At 64.6% G+C, this 20,892-nt stretch carries 19 protein-coding genes; 9 read left to right on the top strand and 10 right to left on the bottom strand.

Annotated elements, in window-relative coordinates:
• Positions 1–18 precede the first annotated feature (18 nt).
• Entirely contained in the window at positions 19–1,227 is a 1,209-nt protein-coding gene (locus tag EKH49_RS10615) for a DNA recombination protein RmuC (RefSeq protein WP_128470814.1), read from the bottom strand.
• 83 nt (positions 1,228–1,310) lie between these two features.
• Here EKH49_RS10615 and EKH49_RS10620 point away from each other — a divergent pair, with 83 nt between their 5' ends.
• Positions 1,311–1,925 (top strand): pyroglutamyl-peptidase I family protein, encoded by a 615-nt coding sequence (locus EKH49_RS10620; RefSeq protein WP_128470815.1) that lies wholly within the window; start codon positions 1,311–1,313, stop codon positions 1,923–1,925.
• A 114-nt stretch (positions 1,926–2,039) separates the two neighbouring features.
• Positions 2,040–2,690 carry a membrane protein YczE gene (gene yczE / locus EKH49_RS10625; RefSeq protein ID WP_128470816.1) on the top strand — a complete coding sequence of 217 codons (651 nt, stop codon included), beginning with the start codon at positions 2,040–2,042 and terminating at the stop codon, positions 2,688–2,690.
• Between the two features lie 7 nt (positions 2,691–2,697).
• Here yczE and EKH49_RS10630 read toward each other — a convergent pair whose 3' ends face one another.
• The gene (locus EKH49_RS10630) at positions 2,698–3,126 is read right to left on the bottom strand and encodes a DNA-binding protein (RefSeq protein ID WP_128470817.1); all 429 of its coding nucleotides are present in this window, start codon (positions 3,124–3,126) and stop codon (positions 2,698–2,700) included.
• 84 nt (positions 3,127–3,210) lie between these two features.
• Here EKH49_RS10630 and EKH49_RS10635 point away from each other — a divergent pair, with 84 nt between their 5' ends.
• Together EKH49_RS10635 and EKH49_RS10640 are read left to right on the top strand one after the other, a co-directional pair.
• Entirely contained in the window at positions 3,211–5,202 is a 1,992-nt protein-coding gene (locus EKH49_RS10635) for a vWA domain-containing protein (protein ID WP_161567504.1), read from the top strand.
• Positions 5,199–6,452: a hypothetical protein gene (locus EKH49_RS10640; protein WP_128470819.1), complete on the top strand. Its 1,254-nt coding sequence runs from the start codon at positions 5,199–5,201 to the stop codon at positions 6,450–6,452. Before EKH49_RS10635 ends, EKH49_RS10640 begins: the two co-directional genes overlap by 4 nt.
• On the opposite strand, the gene EKH49_RS10645 is transcribed toward EKH49_RS10640, so the two are convergent.
• On the bottom strand, positions 6,449–7,588 hold the full coding sequence (locus tag EKH49_RS10645; RefSeq protein WP_161567505.1) for a serine/threonine-protein kinase: 1,140 nt from the start codon (positions 7,586–7,588) through the stop codon (positions 6,449–6,451). The two genes, EKH49_RS10640 and EKH49_RS10645, sit on opposite strands and share 4 nt — an antisense overlap.
• A 106-nt stretch (positions 7,589–7,694) precedes the next feature.
• Here EKH49_RS10645 and EKH49_RS10650 point away from each other — a divergent pair, with 106 nt between their 5' ends.
• On the top strand, positions 7,695–8,297 hold the full coding sequence (locus EKH49_RS10650; protein WP_128470821.1) for a hypothetical protein: 603 nt from the start codon (positions 7,695–7,697) through the stop codon (positions 8,295–8,297).
• 9 nt (positions 8,298–8,306) lie between these two features.
• Here EKH49_RS10650 and EKH49_RS10655 read toward each other — a convergent pair whose 3' ends face one another.
• Positions 8,307–9,137, bottom strand: coding sequence for an HAD family hydrolase (locus EKH49_RS10655; RefSeq protein ID WP_128470822.1), 831 nt, complete (start codon positions 9,135–9,137; stop codon positions 8,307–8,309).
• A gap of 124 nt (positions 9,138–9,261) precedes the next feature.
• On the bottom strand, positions 9,262–10,539 hold the full coding sequence (serS, locus tag EKH49_RS10660; protein WP_128470823.1) for a serine--tRNA ligase: 1,278 nt from the start codon (positions 10,537–10,539) through the stop codon (positions 9,262–9,264).
• A 38-nt stretch (positions 10,540–10,577) separates the two neighbouring features.
• Here serS and EKH49_RS10665 point away from each other — a divergent pair, with 38 nt between their 5' ends.
• Complete coding sequence (locus tag EKH49_RS10665; protein ID WP_128470824.1) at positions 10,578–11,624, top strand: diacylglycerol/lipid kinase family protein; 1,047 nt, start codon at positions 10,578–10,580, stop codon at positions 11,622–11,624.
• 59 nt (positions 11,625–11,683) lie between these two features.
• On the opposite strand, the gene pheA is transcribed toward EKH49_RS10665, so the two are convergent.
• Positions 11,684–12,607, bottom strand: coding sequence for a prephenate dehydratase (gene pheA / locus EKH49_RS10670; RefSeq protein WP_128470825.1), 924 nt, complete (start codon positions 12,605–12,607; stop codon positions 11,684–11,686).
• Complete coding sequence (locus tag EKH49_RS10675; protein ID WP_128470826.1) at positions 12,604–12,930, bottom strand: rhodanese-like domain-containing protein; 327 nt, start codon at positions 12,928–12,930, stop codon at positions 12,604–12,606. The genes pheA and EKH49_RS10675 overlap by 4 nt, the downstream gene beginning before the upstream one ends.
• A gap of 67 nt (positions 12,931–12,997) precedes the next feature.
• On the opposite strand from EKH49_RS10675, the gene EKH49_RS10680 reads away from it, so the two are divergent.
• Complete coding sequence (locus EKH49_RS10680) at positions 12,998–14,344, top strand: amidase (RefSeq protein ID WP_128470827.1); 1,347 nt, start codon at positions 12,998–13,000, stop codon at positions 14,342–14,344.
• 52 nt (positions 14,345–14,396) lie between these two features.
• On the top strand, positions 14,397–15,854 hold the full coding sequence (locus tag EKH49_RS10685) for a peptide MFS transporter (RefSeq protein WP_083515630.1): 1,458 nt from the start codon (positions 14,397–14,399) through the stop codon (positions 15,852–15,854).
• Between the two features lie 64 nt (positions 15,855–15,918).
• Here EKH49_RS10685 and EKH49_RS10690 read toward each other — a convergent pair whose 3' ends face one another.
• The gene (locus EKH49_RS10690; protein ID WP_128470828.1) at positions 15,919–16,257 is read right to left on the bottom strand and encodes a DUF4190 domain-containing protein; all 339 of its coding nucleotides are present in this window, start codon (positions 16,255–16,257) and stop codon (positions 15,919–15,921) included.
• A 56-nt stretch (positions 16,258–16,313) separates the two neighbouring features.
• On the opposite strand from EKH49_RS10690, the gene pgm reads away from it, so the two are divergent.
• Positions 16,314–17,912, top strand: coding sequence for a phosphoglucomutase (alpha-D-glucose-1,6-bisphosphate-dependent) (gene pgm / locus EKH49_RS10695; protein WP_128470829.1), 1,599 nt, complete (start codon positions 16,314–16,316; stop codon positions 17,910–17,912).
• On the opposite strand, the gene EKH49_RS10700 is transcribed toward pgm, so the two are convergent.
• On the bottom strand, positions 17,909–19,357 hold the full coding sequence (locus EKH49_RS10700) for an amino acid permease (RefSeq protein WP_038992683.1): 1,449 nt from the start codon (positions 19,355–19,357) through the stop codon (positions 17,909–17,911). The genes pgm and EKH49_RS10700 overlap by 4 nt on opposite strands.
• A gap of 79 nt (positions 19,358–19,436) precedes the next feature.
• Complete coding sequence (locus EKH49_RS10705) at positions 19,437–20,870, bottom strand: aldehyde dehydrogenase family protein (RefSeq protein WP_128470830.1); 1,434 nt, start codon at positions 20,868–20,870, stop codon at positions 19,437–19,439.
• Positions 20,871–20,892: the final 22 nt, after the last annotated feature.

The following is a 20,892-nucleotide window of genomic DNA, read 5'->3' on the forward strand; positions in this document are numbered from 1 at the left end:
CTTTTGCGCTGGCCAGCCTCAGGCATCGGGCAGCAGCGAGCTGAGCACGTCGTCCTGCGCGGCAACTTCCAGGGTCTGCACGTCCTTGAGCTTGCGCTCCACCGCGCGGGTCCGGGTGCCGGCATCCCGCACCGTGTTCTGCGCCGTGGCCAGCTGCTTGCCCAGCTTGTCCCAAACATCTCCGTACTTGCGGAATTCTTCCTTGGCTGCCGAGAGCACCTGCCACACTTCGCTGCTGCGCTTCTCGATGGCCAGGGTGCGGAAGCCCATTTGCAGCGAGTTCAGCAGGCTCATCAGGGTGGTCGGCCCGGTGACCAGCACCCGGTGCTCGGTCTGCAGCTTGCTGGCCAGCCCCGGGCTGCGCACCACCTCGGCGAACAGGCCTTCGGTGGGCAGGTACATGATGGCGAAGTCGGTGCTGTACGGCGGGGCGATGTACTTGCTGGAGATCAGCTTGGCCTGTTCGAGGATTGCCCGGTCCAGCGCCTTGCCGGCCGCGGCGATGGCCGCCTTGTCTCCGTGCTCCTGGGCATCGAGCAGGCGCTCGTAGTCTTCCTGAGGCAGCTTGGAGTCGATGGGCAGGTAGATCGTTCCGGCATCCCGGCCGGGAAGGATCACTGCGAACTCGACGACCTCGCGGCTGCCGGGGACCACGGCAACGTTCTGCTCGTACTGCTCTGCGGTGAGGATGTCTTCCAGCTGGCGTGCCAGCTGCACTTCGCCCCAGGATCCACGGCTTTTCACGTTGGTAAGCACGCGCTTGAGCCCGCCGACATCCTGGGCCAGGGACTGCATTTCTCCCAGTCCCTTCTGGACCATTTCCAGCCGCTTGCTGACCAGCTCGAAGGAATCCCCGAGCCGCTTCTCTAGGGTCCCCTGCAGCTTCTCGTCCACGGTTTCGCGCATCTTCTCGAGCTTGGCTTCATTGCCGGCGCGCAGCTTTTCCATTTCCTGCTGGAGCAGCACCTGGACCTGCAGATGCCGGTTCGCATTGGCTTCGGCCATCGCGGTCAGCTTCGCATCGAGCTCGGTGCGCACTTCGCCCATGCCCTGGCGCAGTTCGGTGCGCTGGGTTCCCAGTTCTTGCCTCAGCTCCGCATTTCCACCTCGCACCGCGTCCTGGATCTGGGTGCCTTCGGAGCCGGAAGTCCTGCGAATCAGCAGCAAAGCAACATATGCCGTTACAAGAATATTGAGGATGACGAGGACAAAAACCGCGATTATCATGAGCACCTAGCCAAGATCTGTCGAGTGAACCATTACCCCAGTCATATCAGCGGACACCGACAGTTTGGGGACATAATGGGTTCATGCACATTCTGGTCACCGGTTTCGAGCCCTTCGGCAATGACGCATTCAATGCCAGCGGCGAGGCCGTCCGCCAGCTTCCGGCTCGACTTGGCGAGCACGAGGTGACCACCGCGATCCTGCCGGTGTCCTTCGCGGCCTCCGGGCAGGTGCTTGCATCGCTGCTGGCCGAGCATCAGCCCGATGCGCTGATCTGCGTTGGCGAAGCCGGCGGACGGGCATCGATTACGCCAGAGCGCTGGGCGGCCAACGAGGATGATGCGCGCATCCCAGACAATGATGGCGACCAGCCGCGCTCAACGGCGATCAAGGCGTACGCCCCGGCGCGCATGGAAGCGAGCCTCGATCCTGCGGCTGCCGTCCGGGCCCTGCTGGCCGCCGGCCACGAGGCCAGCGTGTCCGAGGATGCCGGGCGGTTCGTGTGCAATCACGTTGCCTATTTGGCCTATTCCCAGCCGGTCCCGGCATTGTTCATTCATGTTCCCGCACTGCGTCCGCCGGGAATCCGGGCAACGGTAGGCGCCGAAACCGATGCAACGGCTATCCAGCAGCAGCGCTCAGGCCTGAGCGAGCTGCCGCAGGCGCTGGGCATCGCGATACTGGGTGCACTGGGCTGAGTTGGCCCGCTTTTCAACGACGCTTTGCCCTTCGTTAACTGGCACCGGGAATATGACCAACTGATACCTGCGGATTTCTGTGGCGGTTCGGCGCGAGGCTAGCCTTGAATCATCATGACCCTGCATAATCTCACCCCGCTTGATCAGCTGCGCGCTGGAAGGCTTCCGCTACGCCTGGCAAATCTGTTCATCGGCCTGATGCTTTTTGCGCTGGCCATGGCACTGCTGATCCGCGCCCAGCTCGGCGTGGATCCGTGGGATGTGCTGCATCTGGGGCTGGCCAACCACATTCCGCTGTCGCTGGGAACCATCGTGATCCTCGTCGGCGTCGTGGTGCTGCTGGCCTGGATTCCACTGAAGCAGTGGCCGGGGCTGGGCACCATCGCCAATGTGCTGCTCATCGGGCTCGGCCTGGATTTCTTCCTCTGGCTCATCCCCGATGTCCATGGCCTGGGCTGGCAGATCCTGACCCTGGTGGGCGCCATAGTCATCAATGGACTGGGCGGCGCACTGTACATCGGCTGCCATTTCGGGCCCGGGCCGCGCGATGGCCTGATGACCGGGCTGCATCTGCGCACCGGCAAATCTATCCGCCTGCTGCGCACGATCATCGAGGTGTGCGTACTGGGGATCGGCTGGCTGCTCGGCGGTCCGGTGGGCGTGGGCACGGTGGCCTATGCGCTGCTAATCGGCCCCGCCACGCAGTTCTTCTTCCGTTACACCACGGTGCGCCTGGACGCGCAGCGCGCGACCGCGGGCGTCTGAGGGGCGCTTAGCGCGCGGCCCGCTCCAGCACTTCGGCCAGCTGTTCGTGGCCACGGGCCCGGGCGAGCCCTGCCATCTCTGCGAGCACTTCCGGGCTGCCCACCGACCGCAGGTACTCGCTGGCCGCCGCACCCTCCCCCGCTTCCGCCGATCCATGGGTGGCAGTGGCGGCATCGAGCAGCTCGGCCTGCTGGAGCACCGCCTGCAAATCCGCTTCGTCGGATCGGGCTTCGAGCATCATGAGCCGCCCAAGCACCGCCGGATTGCCGATCTTGATCCGCTTGGCTCCCATCAGCTGCGAGAGCATCGGCGCAGAGAGGCCCAGCACCTGGGCCAGCGAGCGCTGGGACAAGGCATACTTTTCCATTACTTGCCCGAAACGCTCCGCCAGCGGCGCGCCATACAGCCTCCGCTGCTGTTCGATAGGACTGTCCATGGAAACAATCTTCGCACGGGGGTTTGCAATTGCAAACAAATGGCCTATATTTGCAATTGCAAACATCACCGCCGGAAGGAAAGCATGATGCTTCGCCGACATCTACTCGCACCGCTCTTGGCAGCGCTGCTGGCCGCCGTGCCGCTGGCCGCAGTCCACGCCGATGAGCAAACCACCACCGAACCAGTGGTCGTCGTCATGGACTACTCCAGCTCCATGCTGGAAAAGGACGCCGACTCCAAAGGCACCAAGCGGATCGACGCCGCCAAGACCGCGGCCAAGAGCCTGATCGACAATGCCCCGGAAGATGCCACGATGGGCCTGGTCGTCTACGGCTCGAAGTCCCCGGGCAAATGCGACGACATCACCACCGTGCAGAAACCGGGCACCGTGGACAAGAAGAAACTGTCAAAGAAGATCGATGAGCTCAAGGCCGTGGGCGAAACCCCGATCGGCGCCTCGCTGCTCCATGCGGCCAAGGACCTGGAAGGCATCGAAGGGCCCAAGTCGATCATCTTGGTCTCTGACGGCGAAGAGAACTGCGACAAGCCGCCGGCCTGCGAGGCCGCCAAGGACCTGGCCGGACAGGGCATCGCCCTGACCGTGCACACCATCGGCTTCAAGGTGAACGACAAGGCCCGCAAGCAACTCGAATGCATTTCCGAGACCACCGGCGGAAGCTACGTGGACGTCGACGACGCGCAGTCGCTGGAAGAGGAGCTGACCAGCCGCACGCTGCGCGCCTTCCAGGGATACTCCACGGCTGGCACGCCCATCGAGGGCGGCGCCCGCCTGCACGAGGCGCCGCTGATGGTCCCCGGCCAGTACCTCGACGAGCTGGAGAAGGGTGAAACCGACAGCTGGAACTCGAACGACGGCACGACCAAGTACTACAAGATCGGCCCGCTGCAGCCCGGGCAGTATGCTCATTTCTCCGCAACCATGATCCCCGAGCAGAAGATCGACGCGGATGACGACGACCCGGCGAAGGTCATCGTCGAACTGGTCAACGGCCAGGGCTCGCAGTGCGCCTCGGGCGACAGCTACACGGTGGGCAGCGACGAGCTCGGCCGTCCGCTGGCCGCCTACACCCGCAGCCCCGAGTTCGTCCAGGACTCCAGCTACGGCTGCTTCGCCGACGGCACCGGCGAGCTGTTCGCCAAGGTCACCCGCGAGGGCTCGCTGTTCCACGAGGACCCGATGGCCGTGGAGCTGCGCTATGTGCTTGAGCCTGCGGTGGACGCCGCGCTGCTGGGCGCCCCGGCAAGCGAGGAGGACAAGCCGCAGTCGGTCACCCTCACCGGAACGCCAGAGCCGGTCCTCGGCGGCTCGAGCTTCAACGACGCGCTGCCGGTGAAGTCCGGCACGATCTACTCCGACTCGGTGCTCAGCAGCGAGGCACGGTATTACAAGGTCCACGTGGGCAACGGCCAGAAGCTCAATCTCCGGCTGACCAGCGGGAACAACGAGGATGCCAGCGCCCAGGCCGTGACCATGGGCGTCTACTCCCCGGTGCGGGACGGCGTGGACATGCTCGGCACCGGCCGGCTCCACGGGAGCACCTCCGGGGAAACGATCACCCGGTCCATGCGCACCGCGGTGGACCAGTCGAACTATGACAGCTACATCGGCCGGTCGAACTACCTGGCCGGCGACTACTATGTGGTCATCTACTCGGACACATGGATGCAAAAGGCCAACGGCGTGCCCTATGACTACGAGCTGGCCGTCGACGTGACCGGCACCGAGAAGGAGTTCGCCGGTGCCGCCCCGATCTTCGAGGCCAGCGAGATGCCCTCCGCCTCGCCCGAGGCCGGTGCCACGGAATCGGAAACCGCCACTGAAGCGGAAGCCGCCCCTGCATCATCGGCCGCCCCTTCCCCGTCCGAAAGCGAACCGCAGGCCGAAACCGCCCCGGCAGCCTCCTCGGCACCGTTGTGGCCCTGGTTCACCGGCGGCCTGGTGGGCACCGCCGCCCTGCTGGGCGCGGGAACCTTCCTCTTCCGAAACCGGGCCACAGCCGCCCATGAGCACTCCGACAACATCGACCCGACCGTGCCAGGAGGCCGACCATGAGAATCCTTGCCGCCCTGCTTTGTGCCGGACTGGCCCTGTCGCCGGCCGCTGGCGCGCTGGCTTCCGAAGCGGAAATCCTGTTGCATGAACCTGTCGGCCAGCAGGTCGACGGCGCACAGGACCAGGGATCGGCCCCGCAGCTGGAGGCTGGCCAGTGGGTCGACGAGCTGCCGACCACCGGAGACGACGCCGCGCTGTACTACCGGCTGCCGCAGATTGCCGACGGCGAACGGCTGCACGTGAGCGCGCAGCTGGTAGTCGATCCATCGCAGCAACCCACCAGCCAGGAGAGCACCGAACTGTCGGCCGCGCTGGTGCAGGCCAACGGGGACTGGTGCGACAGGGGCAGCAATTCCACCTCGCGCCGCAACATCGACAGCCTTCCGCTGGTGGCACTGGACTCCCAGCCGAAGAAGGCCGAGGGCTACTCGCGCTGCCTGGACCAGAACAACGACGAACTGCATCTCTCCTTGCAGCGCGATGGGCGCTGGCAGGATGATGCGCAGCTGCCGGTGCAGATCACCGTCGTGGTGCAGCCGGCGCTGGATCCGGCCACGCTCACCGGCACCACCCCCGGCAATCTGCCGCCGGTGTCGGTCACGCTGGATGCCGAGGCGCAGGCCGTGTCCGGCGGCAGCGGCTTCTCCGCCGCGGCCGAACTGTCCTCCGGCGCCGCCTACTCTGACTCGGTGCTCCCCAATGAGGTGAAGTACTACAAGGTCCATGTGGCGCAGGGGCAACGGCTGAATTACCGGATGACCGTGCTCGACTCCCCCAATGCCAGCGCCAAGGAACTGGTCACCGGCACCTACAACCCGCTGCTGCAGGAGGGTATCATGACCGGCACCGCCAAGCAGGAACTATCTGCAGACGATGCCGGCGCCTCGCTGACGCGCAGCCTGGCCACGACGGTGTCCCGCGACCTGCAGGTCGACGGCTCGCATCCGAAGCTGGGCTATCCGGGGGACTACTACATCACCGTGGCCGGCACAGCCTATGAGCCGCGCGGGCTGAACCCGCTGAACTTCGAGCTGGCCATCGAGGTCACCGGAGAGGCCACCGGCACCGATGGCTGGGAACCCGCGGCACAGGCAGAATCCGGCGGCACGGCGGCGGGATCCGGCAGCTGGCTGCCGGGCAGCGCGCAGCTCGGCGCTCTGGCCGGCGGCGCGGCCGTGGCCCTGGCCGGCTACGCCGGCCTGTGGTTCTGGCGCCGGCGTGCCCAGGCAGCGGGCAAGCAGCGCGTCTAGCCTCCGGGCGGCCAGGCGGCCTCCACGCCAGCCACTGCGGCTGCCGCGAAGGCCGTTGCCGCGTCCGGCGACTGGCCGAACACCAACCAGAGGGAGAGCACACCGAGCACCAGAGCCAGCAGCAAGGCGATCCACGGCAGCAGCTGGACCGCGGAGCGCGGACCGCCTCGGGAAGGCTTCGGGGCCGGCGCTGGTGCTGGTTCAGCAACGGAGTGCGTCTTGGATTGCACTACGGGTCTCGTCTCGGATGGCACCGCTGGTTGCGTCTCGGTGCCAGATGGCTGAGGTGCGTCCTGGGTTAGTTGCGGCGCGAAGTGGTCGAAGACCTCCAGGCGTTCTCCGGAGGCGACCTCGTAGCCGTCCTCGCGGCGCAACCCGGCCAGCGCCTGCGGCGCCCGGGCCGCCGCGGCACTGCGTTGCCGCGGATCACGGGAGAGCAGTCCGTCGAGCACCGCTTCCAGTTCCTCCTCGGTGCAGAAGCCGCCGGTGCGGCACCGTTCGGCCAGCGCATCGCCGCGCAGCTGCGGGTGCAGCAGCTGCACCGCCAGCACGCCCAGCGCATAGAGGTCCTGGAAGGGCTCGGGCTGGTGCCCGCCGGTAAGTTCGGGGGCAATGAACCCCGCGGTGCCCACCACCACGCCGTGCTCGGTCAGCCGCGGCTCGTCGCGGTGCGTGGCGATCCCGAAGTCGGCCAGGCGCACCACCGGCACCCCGTCGCCGGTGGATTCGAGCAGGACATTGGCGGGCTTGACATCGCGGTGCACCCAGCCGGATTCGTGCACATGGGACAGCCCGTCCAGCAGCTGCACCAGGATCTCGGCCACCAGCGGCGCGGAGAAGGCCCCGTAATCCTGCATTGCGGTATGCAGGTTGCCGCCGCGCATCAGCTCAGTGGCGATGACCACCCGGTCATCGACGGCAGCCCAGCCGTAGGGGGTGAGCAGGTGCGGGTGGTCGAATTTCACGCCCTGCTCGCGCACGAAGCGCAGGATCTCGCCACTGTAGCTCTGCCGCATCACCTTGGCGGCGCATTGCTGGCCGCGCTGCAGGTCGCGGGCGAGCCACACGGTCCCAGAGCCGCCCCGGGCGATCTGCTCGATGAGTTCGAACCGCCCCGCAATGATTTCGCCCGCCACCAACGCTCCTTCGAAGTTTCCGGTACCAGCTTAGCGGGGCGCGCCTCGGTGCGTCACTTCTTGCATTTGCAGGACAAATGCCTCCGGCACAGGCAATACTTGAAGCATGTTTGTCGTTGCGCTCAGCCCCCGGCCCCGCTCGGTCACCGATGTTGCCGCCGCCAGCGAGCAGTTGTGGCACCAGCTGGAACAGGTCGGCACGCGCGCGCCGTTCACCGCGCTCAGCGGCCAGCTGCTGCTCGGGGTGCCCGATGGCCCCGACGCTGCAGTGGACGCGCTGCTGCGTGCGGCACGGCTGAACTTCTGCAATATCGGGCTGGGCATCGGCAGCCTGTATGAGCCGGTGCCCGTGGAGGCCGGCCTGGTCGAAGGCAAGGCGGTGCGGCGCGCGCTCGGCGCCCTGGAAGCCGCCAGCCACCGTGGCGAAAGGGTCCCGATCTGCGTGTCCTCGGGCAACGACGAGATGGACGGCGAGCTCGAAGGCCTGCTGCGCATGCTCGGGCATTGGATCCGCACCCGCACCGAGGCCGAATGGGCGGTTGTCGACCTGCTCACCCCCGGGGTGCGCGGGCAGCAGAAAGCCGTCGCCGAGATCCTGGGCATCACCCCGCAGGCGGTTTCCGCGGCGATCGTGCGCTCGGGCTACAACGACGAGCTGGGTGCGCGGGCGGCGATCGCCCGGCTGCTGGAGTACACCGACCAGCTGTAGCAGCGGCTGCTAACCGGCCAGCAGGCCTTCCAGGACGAGGGCCAGGCCATCGGCGTCAACGTGTTCGGTGACCGCGTCCGCGGCGTCCTTGACCTCATCCGGGGCCTGGCCCATGGCCACGCCGTGGCCGGCCCACTGGAGCATCTCGATGTCATTGCGCCCGTCGCCGACGGCCAGCGTGTCATCGGCGTGGAAATCCAGGACGGCGCGCAAGCGCTCCAGCCCGCTGGCCTTGGTGGTGCCATCGGCTGCAATATCCAGCCAGGCGGTCCAGCCCACCGAGTAGGTCACCCCGGAGAGCCCCAGGCTCTGCACTGCATGCCCGAATTCCTCGGCGGTGTTGTCGGTGGAGAAGACCACCACGCGCACTGCCTTGCTGTTCACCAGCTCGCCGAAATCCACCACCCTGCTCTCGGCGCCGAAGCTCATGTCGCCGAAGGTCTCGCTGGAAAGGAATTCGCCGCGTTCGTTTTCCAGGGCGTACTTGGCAGTGGGGAGCTGTTCGCGCAGTGCGGTGAGCGCTGACGAGGGGTCGAAGATCTCGCGGTGCAGGATCTCGACGCCATCCTTTGACACCTTCGCGAGCACCCCGCCGTTGCTGACCACGACGTAGCCGTGGTCGATGCCCAGTTCTTCCATGATGGGCAGGGTCGCACCCAGGGAGCGGCCGGTGGAGATGATCACTTCGTGGCCCTGGGCCACGACTGCCCGCGCGGCGTCGCGCACGCGCTGGCTCATTTCGCCCTGGTGGTTGACGATAGTGCCGTCCACGTCAAGGCAAATCATCAATTTTTGCTTGGTCAGCCGGTCGTCGTTGCCGAGCTTAGTCATAACAGTCATGGCTCAAGTTAACCACCAGCGCAGGTATTTGGCGATGACCCAAGGCACAGCTACGGGTGAACAACCGGTTAAACGCAGGTGCCGGCCGCCCCGCGAGGGGAGGCCGGCACCTGCTCGGCATTGCCTACTTGAGCACTTCGAGTCCGCCAAGGTACGGCTGCAAGGCCTTCGGCACGTTGACCGAACCATCAGGGTTCTGGTGGTTTTCCAGGATCGCGACAATCCAGCGGGTCGTGGCCAGGGTACCGTTCAGGGTTGCCACCGAACGGGTCTTTCCTGCCTTGCCGTCGATGACCTCGCGTTCGCGGACATTCAACCGGCGGGCCTGGAAGGTGGTGCAGTTCGAGGTCGAGGTCAGCTCGCGGAAGGTGCCCTGGGTCGGAACCCAGGCTTCGCAGTCGAACTTGCGCGCGGCGCTCATGCCCAGATCTCCCGCGGCGGTGTCGATGACGCGGTAGGCCAGCTCCATGCGGCCGAGCATGTCCTCTTCCATGGCCAGCAGCTTCTCGTGCTCCGCCTCGGCGTCCTCGACGCTGGCGTAGACGAACATCTCCAGCTTGTTGAACTGGTGCACGCGGATGATGCCGCGGGTGTCCTTGCCCGCCGAACCGGCCTCGCGGCGGTAGCAGGAAGACCAGCCGGCGTAGCGGATCGGGCCATCGGACAAATCCATGATCTCGTCCGCGTGGTAGCCGGCCAGGGCCACCTCGGAGGTGCCGACCAGGTACATGTTGTCGCGCTCGAGCTTGTAGATCTCGTCGTCGTGCTCGACGTCGAAGCCGGTGCCCTGCATGGTCTCCGGTCGAACCAGGGTCGGGGTGATCATCGGAATGAAGCCGTGGTCCATGGCCACATCCAGGGCCATGTTCATCATCGCGATTTCCAGGCGGGCACCGATGCCCTTGAGGAAGTAGAAGCGGGAGCCGGATACCTTGGCGCCCCGCTCCATGTCGATGGCGTCCAGCTTCTCGGCGATCTGCAGGTGGTCCAGCGGCTCGAAGCCCTCGGCCTTGAAGTCGCGGATGGTTCCCACGTGCTTGACGACGGTGAAGTCGTCCTCGCCGCCGGCGGGGATGCCGTCGATGATCAGGTTGGGGATGGAACGCTGCAGCGCGGTGCACTTGGCGGCTGCCGCGTCGGACTCGGCCTGGGCAGACTTGACCGCGGCGGCGAGCTCCTTGACCTCGGCAAGCAGGGCGGCGCGCTCGTCGCCCTTGGCCTTGCCGACCTTCTTGGAGAACGCATTCTGCTCGGCACGCAGGCGCTCGTAGGTGGCGATGGTTTCACGACGTGCCGTGTCAGCTGCCAGCAGCTGGTCGATTAACGACTCGTCGGCACCGCGCGCGCGTTGCGAGGCACGGTACAAATCCGGATTTTCGGTGAGCATTTTCAGGTCGATCACATGTTAAGGGTAGCAATCATGAGTACGATGAGAGCATTATGCAGACAAATCGTGTGATCGTTTTCTCTGCCGTGGTTGCTGCAGCTGCCGCCGCGGCGACCAGTTGGTATTCGGTGCGCAAGCTTTCGAACTACAGCAAGCCGCTGGCCAAGCAGCCCGAAGCGGCCGCCCAGTCGGTCGCCGCCAAGGTGGCCCTGGTCATCAATCCTTCCAAGTCAGGTGCTGGCGAAGCGAGGGAAGCGGTGGCCCGTGTCTGCGCCGAGGCAGGACTGGAAGCGCCCCTGGTCCTTGAAACCACCAAGGAGAATCCCGGCCAGGACGCAGCCCGGGAAGCACTCGATGCGCAATGCGACACAATTATTGCCGCCGGCGGCGACGGAACCATCCGCGCCGTCGCAGAAGTGCTCGAAGGCACCGACGCGTCCCTGGGGATCCTGCCGCTGGGCACCGGAAACCTGCTGGCCCGCAACGTGGACATCCCCGTGGATGACCTGCATACCGCGGCGCTGGTCGCGGTACGCGGAATGGTTCGCCGGATCGACGTCGGGCATATGAAGCTGCAGCTGCTGGACGGCAAAGAGGCGGACCATGCGTTCCTGGTCATCGCCGGCGTGGGCACCGACGCAGACCTGTTCGACGACACCAATGAAGAGCTGAAATCCAAGGTTGGCTGGCTTGCCTATTCGGAAGCCGGCCTGCGCCAGCTGCCGGGCCGGCGCAAGAAGGTCAGCTTCAAGCTCTCGGAGGACGAGAGCTGGCAGACCCGCAAGGTCCGTTCGGTGCTCTTCGCCAATTGCGGCAAGCTGCAGGGCCTGGATTTCGTGCCGGACGCCAAGATCGACGACGGCGTGCTGGATGCCGTGGTGCTCTCCCCGCGCTCGGCCGCGGGCTGGACGTGGATCCTGCTGAAGACCGCATTCCGCGCCAAGAACAAGATCCCGGTCATGAGCTTCTACCAGACCACTGGCGTGTCGCTGCGCTGCGATGAGCCGATGAATACCCAGATCGATGGGGACCCCACCGGCCAGGTCAATGAACTGCAGGTGTCCGTGAACCCGAGCGCACTGCGCCTGCGCACCCCATAACTGCTGCCGACCCCCCGGCCGTTTCCCATCCAGGAGGAACGGCCGGGGGATCGCTGTGCCTAGACCCGGTCGCGCAGCGACTGCACCCAGGCGCGGGCCTCGCTGAAGGCCGCGTCGGAATTGTGCGTGTCCACGGATGCTTCCAGGCCTTGGGCCGCCGGGTAGGAACCGAGGAAGCGCAGCTTCGGGGATAGCCGGTGCAGCCCCGACAGCGCGGCGGCAACGCGTTCCTCGGCCACATGGCCTTCGATATCCACGGAGAAGAAGTACTCCCCCAGGCTCTTGCCGGTAGGCCGGGATTCAATGCGCGACAGGTTCACGCCGCGTGCGGTGAATTGCTCCAGGAGTTCCATCAGCGCACCGGGACGGTCTTCGGGAAGCGGCAGGATCAGCGTTGACTTGTCCACACCGGTCGGCTGCGGAATCCTTCCCGGGCGGGTAACCAGGATGAAGCGGGTGACCGCTCCGACGTTGTCCTCGACGCCGCTCACCAGCACCTTCAGGCCGCGTTCCTGGGCCACCAGCGGAGAGCAGATCGCCGCATCATGCGGAGGATCCGCCTCTTCGAGGGCCAGGGCGCCAGCGGCTGTGGAGGAGGCCGGGGTGAATGCGGCACCGGGAATATTTGCTTCGGCCCATAAGCGGCACTGTGCCCAGGCATGCCCATGGGTGGAGACTTGCTTGATCTGCGCCAGCGATTCGATGCCGGGGCGCACCGCCAGCACGAAGGTGATCGGAACCAGGATCTCGGAGACAATCTGCAGCGATTCGCCCTGGGCAATCGCGTCCAGGGTGGCCGAAACGCCGCCTTCTACCGAGTTCTCGATCGGCACCATCGCCGCATCGGCGGCACCTTCGCGCACCATGGACAGCGCCACGTTGACGTTGGAGGCGGGAATCCGCTGCGCATCGGCAGCCCCGGGAACCTGCAGGAGGGCCGACTCGGTGAAGGTGCCCGCAGGTCCCAGATAGGCGTAGTTCATCGTACGGTTGGCTCCTGGCCGTTGTCCGCTTCCATTGGCAGGCCTGCTTCGATCCACGCATCCGAGCCGCCGGCAACATTGAAGGCGGTGTAGCCCATGGCGGTGAGCCACGAGGCGGCCTGGGCCGAACGGCCGCCGGTACGGCAGATGACGTATGTGTCTACATCCGGGTCAAGCTCCGATACCCTCTCCGGCAAGGTGCCCAGGGGAATATGGGTGGCTCCGGCGGCACGGCCGGCTTCCCATTCGAAGTCTTCGCGCACATCGAGGATGAAGGCGTCCTTGGGGACGTCATTGACCTGGACAGTCTCAAAATCGCTCACGGCTAGCATTCCTCTCACATAGGGTGTTTGCTTATAAGACTAGTCATTTCCTGCGTCGAAAGCCGACATGTTTCCCTCAAGCGCCCTGAAATTGCGAGACGAGCTGGCCCGCGGCGAGCGTTCAAGCCGCGAGGTGACCGAGCACTACCTCAAGCGCATCGAAGAGCAGGCGGACCTCGGTGCTTTCGTCCACGTGGCGGAGAATGCGATGGAGGCCGCGGCAGCGGCCGACGAGGCGCATGCCCGCGGCGAGATTGGCCGGTTGCACGGTCTTCCCACCGCGTTCAAGGACCTGAACGATGTGGCGGGGATGCCCACCACCCACGGCACCGCGGCCATGCCAGCGGCGGTGGCCGGACGCGACCACTCCTTGGTGGCCAGGCTTCGCGCCGAGGGCGTGGTGATCCTGGGCAAGACCCAGGTCCCGGAGTTCGGGCTGAGCAGCTATTCCGAGAACCTCATCGCTCCCCCTTCGCGCAATCCCTTCGATCCAACGCGCACTTCGGGCGGTTCCTCCGGCGGGCAGGCCGCGGCGATTGCCGCCGGCATGATTCCGCTGGGCCCGGGCTCCGATGGCGGCGGCTCGGTCCGCATCCCGGCGGCGGCCTGCGGACTGGTGGGGCTGAAGCCTTCCTTGGGGCGCATCCCCAGCGACATCCTCGATGGCTACACCGACCCCATGGGTGCGCCGAAATTAGCCGTCAGCGGACCGCTGGCCCATGATGCCCTGGATGCGGCTTTGCTGCTGGACGCCATGCGCGGGAAGGACCACTACCTGCCGTTGCTGCAGGGCAGCTACCCCCAGCGCCTGGATGGCCTGAAAATCGGGTACAGCACCCACTCGCCTTTTGAACCCGTCTACGAGATTGAGCTGTCGCAGGAAGCCCGGGCGGCCTTCGCCCAGGGGCTTGAACACCTGGGCGAACGCCATCGCGTCCAGCCGGCAAATCTGCACTATGCCACCGACTATCCGGAAACCTTCGCGGCGGTGTGGACCAACGGACTGAAGTCCGTTCCGGTCTTAGATGATTCGCTGCTGGGCGAACTGGCAAGGGACTTCCGCCGGCGCGCCGCCGAGCGCTCCCTGGAGCAGAGCCTGCAGGCCGGGTCGCGGTTGAAGCAGATTGCGGCGGATTTCGTGCGCCAATGGTCCGCCTTCGATGTGGTGGCTACCCCTGCCATGGCGTCAATCCCGCCGAAGATCGGGCACAATACACGATCCACGGCAGATGTGGATTATATGTTGCAGTGCCAGTACACCCCCTACACGTCCATGGTGAACGTCGCCTCGGTAGCTGCCATCACCGTTCCGGTGGGCCACTCCAATGAGGGGTTACCCATGAGTATTCAGCTGATTTCCCCGCGTTCCGACGAAGGCCTGCTGCTCGCGCTGGCCGCTCAGATGCAGTTGTGAGCTTTCCCATATAAGTAGGTACTCGCGTAGGCAAAAGCGAAAAATGTTACGTATGTCTACTGCAACAACGAGCACCAAATCTTCCGGAAAGACCTTCTTCGGTCATCCCGGTGCGCTCGCAAGCCTGTTCAGCGTCGAAATGTGGGAGCGATTCTCCTTCTACGGCATGCAGGGCTTGCTGGCCTACTACATGTACTACTCGGTCACCGACGGCGGCTTGGGCATGGACCAGGGCCTGGCCCTGTCGCTGGTCGGCGCCTACGGCGGCGCCGTGTACCTGTCCACCATCCTGGGCGCCTGGCTCTCCGACCGCCTGTTCGGCTCGGAACGCGTCCTGTTCTTCTCGGCCATCGCGATCATGCTCGGCCACATCGGCCTGGCCCTGTTGCCCGGCTATGTGGGCCTAATCGTCGGACTGGTCCTCGTTGCCATCGGCTCCGGCGGCCTGAAGGCCAACGCCGTAGCCCTGGTCGGATCCCTGTACTCCAAGGATGATCCGCGCATCGATGCAGGCTTCTCCCTGTTCTACATGGGCGTGAACATCGGCGGCCTGCTCGGCCCGCTGCTCACCGGCTGGCTGCAGGTCAAGTACGGTTTCCACATCGGCTTCGCGGCCGCAGCTGTCGGCATGGCCATCGGACTGGCGATCTACGCCATGGGCCGCAAGAAGCTGCCGGAATCCGGCCGCATCCCGAGCAACCCTTTGCCTGCCGCCGAGCGCAACCGCTACGTGGTCATCTTCGTCGCCGTGATCGTCCTGATCATTGCCGCATTCGCGTCCAAGATCGTGACCCCGCAGAATCTGGCAAGCACCATCGCCTACGTGGTGATCGCCGCGTCGATCGTGTACTTCGCATTGATCCTGCGCAGCAAGAAGGTCAACGCCACCGAACGCAAGCAGGTCTGGGCCTTCATTCCGTTCTACATCGGTTCGGCTGCCTTCTGGGCCCTGTTCCAGCAGCAGTTCACCTTCATCGCCGCCTACTCGGACCAGCGGCTGGACCGCCACCTGGGCAGCTGGGAAATGCCGCCGAGCTGGGTCACCTCGATCAACCCGGTCTTCATCATCATCTTCGCCGGCATCTTCGCCGCCCTGTGGACCAAGCTGGGCAAGCGCCAGCCACGCACCTCGATGAAGTTCGGACTGTCGCTGGTGGTTGTGGGCGCGGCCTTCTTGCTGTTCATCCCGCTGGAATCCTTCGTGAAGACTCCGCTGCTGGCGCTGGTCGGCATCCTGCTGCTGTGCACCTTTGCCGAGCTGCTGCTCTCGCCGGTGGGCCAGGCAATTGCCACCAAGCTGGCGCCGGCCGCCTTCGGCACCCAGATGATCGCCTTGTTCTTCCTCTCGGTTTCGCTGGGCACCACCCTGTCGGGTGTGCTGGCCGGCTACTACACCGAAGGCAATGAGATCCCGTACTTCATCGGCATGGGCGGCACCGCCGTCGTCCTGGGTATCGCCATGATGGCAGCTACCCCGGCCCTGAAGAAGCTGATGGGCTCGATCCACTAGGCATTAGGGCATGGAGAAAGCGGTTGGTTCAGATATGAGCCAACCGCTTTTTCATGCCCTGGAACTAGTGGAGGAACCCGAGGGAGAAGATCACGTCGTCGTAATACGAGCCGTAGCCGAATCCGGTGGACATCGCCCAGAAGAACCAGATGGCCAGCGCATATCCGAGTATGGCTAGGGCTAATCCGATCCATGAGGTGATCAGCCCGGCCAGGCACAAGCCCCGGGAAGCAGGTTCGCGCCGGTAGGCCAGGTGTCCGATAATGACTCCGGCCAGCGGAACAAGGATAATGACAGAGAAGCCCAGCAACGACAAGATGCCGAGCACCAAGGAAGCCGTCGAGAGGCCGGCGGATTCTGGCGGTCGTTGGTAGGGGTTCTGCGGATACTGGTAGTAGCTCATTTGACTACCATTCTTCTACGAAACCGCGATAAGCGCATCAATCTGAAAGGCAATCTGTGGCACACCTCCGAGCTGGCCAGCCAGCCCAAGAATCGGACCTGATCAATCTGCAGGAGGTGCTCGATGCCTACAGCACCCTGGTTCCATCCAGCACCAACCCCGATCAGGCAGTCATCTTCGGCACCTCGGGACACCGCGGAAGCTCGCTGAACACCACCTTCAATGAAGCGCATATCGCCGCGATCACCCAGGCCGTGGTCGATTACCGCAACAGCGCGGGCATCACTGGGCCAATGTACGTGGGCAAGGACAGCCATGCGCTCTCCGAGCCGGCATACGGCACCGCGCTGGAAGTGCTGGCAGGCAACGGCGTCAGAGTGCTGGCCGATGACGGGCTGACTCCCACTCCAGCGGTCAGCCATGCAATCCTGGTGCACAACGCCAGCGGCGGCGAGCAGGCCGATGGCCTGATCATCACGCCCTCGCATAACCCGCCGACCGACGGCGGCATCAAGTACAACCCGCCGCATGGCGGACCGGCCGAATCCGAAATCACCGGGCCCATCGCCGCACGGGCCAACGAGCTGCTGGCCAGCGGGCAGATCAAGCGCGGCGAGCCCAATGCCCAGCCATTCGACTTCCGCGAACTGTACATCGCCGATTTGGCGGAAGTGATCGATTTCAAGGCCATCGCGGATTCCGGAATTTCCATTGGCGCAGATCCGCTGGGCGGCGCGTCGGTGCACTACTGGGGCGAGATCGCCCGGCGCTATAACCTGAACCTCGAAGTGGTCAACGAGTCCGTGGATCCGCGCTTCGGCTTCATGACCCTGGACAAGGACGGGAAGATCCGCATGGATTGCTCTTCCGCCCATGCCATGGCCTCGCTGGTGGCCAATCGCGAGAAGTACGACATCGCGACCGGCAACGATGCCGACGCCGACCGCCACGGCATTGTCACCCCGGATGCCGGCCTGATGAACCCGAACCACTTCCTGGCCGTGGCCATCGACTACCTGCTCACCCACCGCCCGCAGTGGCCCGCCGATGCCCAGATCGGCAAGACGCTGGTCTCCTCGGTGCTTATCGACAAGGTGGTGGCCTCCCACGGCCGGGTGCTGCGCGAGGTTCCGGTGGGCTTCAAGTACTTCGTTGAGCCGCTGGCTTCGGGCAGGGTCGCCTTCTGCGGCGAGGAATCGGCTGGGGCAAGCTTCCTGGACTTCTCCGGCAAGGCGTTCAGCACCGACAAGGACGGCCTGATGCTGGCCCTGCTGGCCAGCGAGATCCGCGCGGTAACTGGCAAGAGCCCCAGCCAGCTGCATGCCGAGCTGGTCGAGCGCCATGGTCCCAGCTTCTACGACCGCTTCGATGCGCCGGCAAACCGCGAGCAGAAGGCCATCCTGGGCAAGCTGGATCCCTCGATGGTCACCGCCACCGAACTGGCTTCGGATCCGATTACCGCCAAGGCCACGCAAGCGGCCGGCTTCCCGATTGGCGGTCTGAAGGTTACCAGCGAGCACGCATGGTTTGCCGCGCGCCCGTCGGGCACCGAAGACATCTACAAGATCTATGCAGAATCGACAAAATCACCCGAACATCTGCAGCAGGTGCTGGCAGAGGCACGGGTGATTGTCGATGCCGCGCTAGCTGGCTAATTCAGCTTCGCGGTCCATGGGTCGATTTCCACGGCTGGCTGCTTGCGGGTAGCCAGCCAGTGGCCCAGCCACAGCAGCAGGAAGATCGGCAGGCCGATGTAGCTGGAAGCCATCTGCAGCAGGTTTCCATCCAGGATGGCCTGGTAGTTCTGGCCGGCGATCACCACGATCAGGATCACGAAGGCAAGGATCGGACCCAGCGGGAACAGCGGCGCCTTGTACGGGAGCTTCGCCAGATCCTGTCCGCTGGCAATGTATGCCTTGCGGAACTTGTAGTGGCACACCGCGATGCCCACCCACGCGATGAACCCGGACAGGCCCGAGACGTTCAGCAGCCAGGTATAGGCCGAACCCTGCCCGATGATCGCGGTCAGGAAGCCGAAGAGGCCCACCGATGCGGTCATCAGCATGGCCGGCATGGGCACGCCGCGCTTGTTCAAGCGGGCGAAGATCTTTGGCGCCTTGCCGTCCAGCGCCATCGAATAAAGCATGCGCGCAGAGGCATATAGGCCGGAGTTGCCCGCCGAGAGGATGGCCGAGAGGATCACCGCATTCATCAAGGCCGCGGCGAAGGCCACGCCTGCCCGCTCGAAGACGAGGGTGAATGGCGAGGTGGTGATATCCGATGCCTCGGAGGAGAGCAGCGAAGGATCCAGGTACGGGATCAGCATGCCAATCACGAAGATCGCGCCGATGTAGAACAGCATGATCCGCCAGAAGATCGCCTTGATGGCCCGAGGGATATCGCGCTTGGGGTTCTCTGCCTCTCCGGCGGCCACGCCGATCAGCTCCGTGCCCTGGAAGGAGAAGCCGGCAATCATGAACACCGAGACGATCGACAGCCAGCCGCCAACGAATGGCGCCTCGCCCTCGGTCCAGTTGCTGAAACCTGGCGTGGAGTCGCCCAGGATGCCGAAGATCATTGCGACACCGCAGATCAAGAAGACCACTACGGTGATGACCTTGATCGCGGCCAGCCAGTACTCGCCCTCGCCAAAGGCCTTGGCGGACAACGCGTTCAGGCCGGTGAGCAGCGCCAGGAAGACGGCAGCCCAGATCCATCCCGGAGTATCCGGGAACCAATAGGACATGATGATCCCGGCGGCTACCAGTTCGGCAGCCACGGTGATTGCCCAGTTGAACCAGTAGTTCCAGCCGATCGCGAAGCCGAAGTGGCGGTTCACGAAGACCGTCGCGTAGGTCTGGAAGGACCCGGCGACCGGAAGGCGGGCGCTCATTTCCCCCAGTGACTGCATCAGGAGCAGCACCATCAGGCCGATCAGCGCATAAGCCACCAGCGAACCACCGGGTCCTGCTTGCGCAATGGTGCCGCCGGAAGCGACGAAAAGTCCGGTACCAATCGAGCCGCCAATGGCAATCATCTGCATATGGCGAGCTTTGAGGCCACGCTTCAGACCGTCTTGGGACGGTGCGGGCTCAGTCATGCGTTACATCTCCTGATGCTTGAAGATTTCCAACCTATCAATCCAAGCACCCTGACAAGCCACAACGCTATGAACCGCGCTACAGTAAGCGATCAATAATCTTTCGCTTAGCCCATGAATACGGAGGATATATTGCGCTCAGGGTGTCAACTACCGTCGTTTTGTTGAGTTCAGAGCGCATCTGTGAAAGCCGCTCGAATCCGTGCCTGCCATGGTAGGCCCCCATCCCGCTCGGTCCGATGCCGCCAAAAGGCAGGGTTGGAACGACCATCTGGACCAGCGGGGCATTATGCACGACTGAGCCGGCGCGCACCCGGTCGGAGAAGATCGACTGCAGCCGCGGGCTTTCGCTCATCAGGTAGGCAGCCAGCGGAGACGGCCTCCGGGCGATGAATTCGAGGGCCTCCTCGAAGCTTTCCACCTCGATCACTGGAAGAATTGGACCGAATATCTCCTCGGTCATCAAGCTTCCCTCAAGATCTGGATTGCGCATGATGCTCGGTGCGATGCGCAGTGTTTCCTCGTCATATTCGCCCCCGAAAACCACCTCGCCCTGCTCGAACATCGACAACAGCCGGTCGAAGTGCTTGCGGCTGACGATGCGGCCGTAGTCCGGGTGGGTCAACGGCTCCTTGCCGTAGAAGCTGGTGATGGCCTGGCCCAGGCGCTGGATGAGCTCAGTGGAGTCCCCAATGCTCAAGACATAATCCGGGGCCACGCAGGTCTGACCGGAATTCATGAATTTGGCATAGGCGAGGCGCTTTGCCGAAGCCAGCGAATCGTTTTCCACCACGGCCGGCGATTTTCCGCCCAATTCCAAAGTGGTTGGCGTCAGGTGCTTTGCCGCCGCGGCAGCCACGATCTTGGCCACGCGTTCACCGCCGGTGTAGAAGATATGGTCCCAGCGGGCGGCAAGCAGCTCGGTGGATGTGTCCACTCCTCCCTCAACGACCGCATAAACACGTTCATCCAGGTAGACCGGGAGGAACTTGGCCAAGACGCCCGAGGTGGCCGGAGCCAGCTCGGATGGCTTGATCACCGCGGCGTTGCCGGCGGCAATGGCCGCGACCAGCGGTGCGAGTACCAGCTGGACCGGGTAGTTCCAGGCGCCGATAATCAGCACGACGCCCAGCGGACGCGGCTCCACCTTGGCCATGGCCGGCTGCAGGGCCAGCGGAACTTTGACGCTGGTGGAATCCATCCATTCAGCGAGGTGGCGTTGGGCGAAATCTATTTCTGCGCGCACCACGTCGATCTCGGAGAACTTGGCCTCGGTGGCGCTCTTGCCCAGGTCTTCAGCCAGGGCCTGGACGAAGTCTTCCAGATGCTCGTCGAGCATCTTTTCCAGGGCCTTGAGCTGTTGCATGCGGAAGCGTCGCGGATGCGTGATCCGGGTGTCAGCAGAACGCCGCAAATGGCTCAGAACTGTTGCAATGCGCGATGGATGCTCGTCCACCGGAGGTGCGGAATCGCCGACCGGTTCGGGCAACGGCGTGGAAGTAAACAGACCCATGTTTTGAGCGTACGGCAACGAG

The organism is Glutamicibacter sp. HZAU (assembly GCF_004100365.1).
GTDB lineage: Bacteria > Actinomycetota > Actinomycetes > Actinomycetales > Micrococcaceae > Glutamicibacter > Glutamicibacter nicotianae.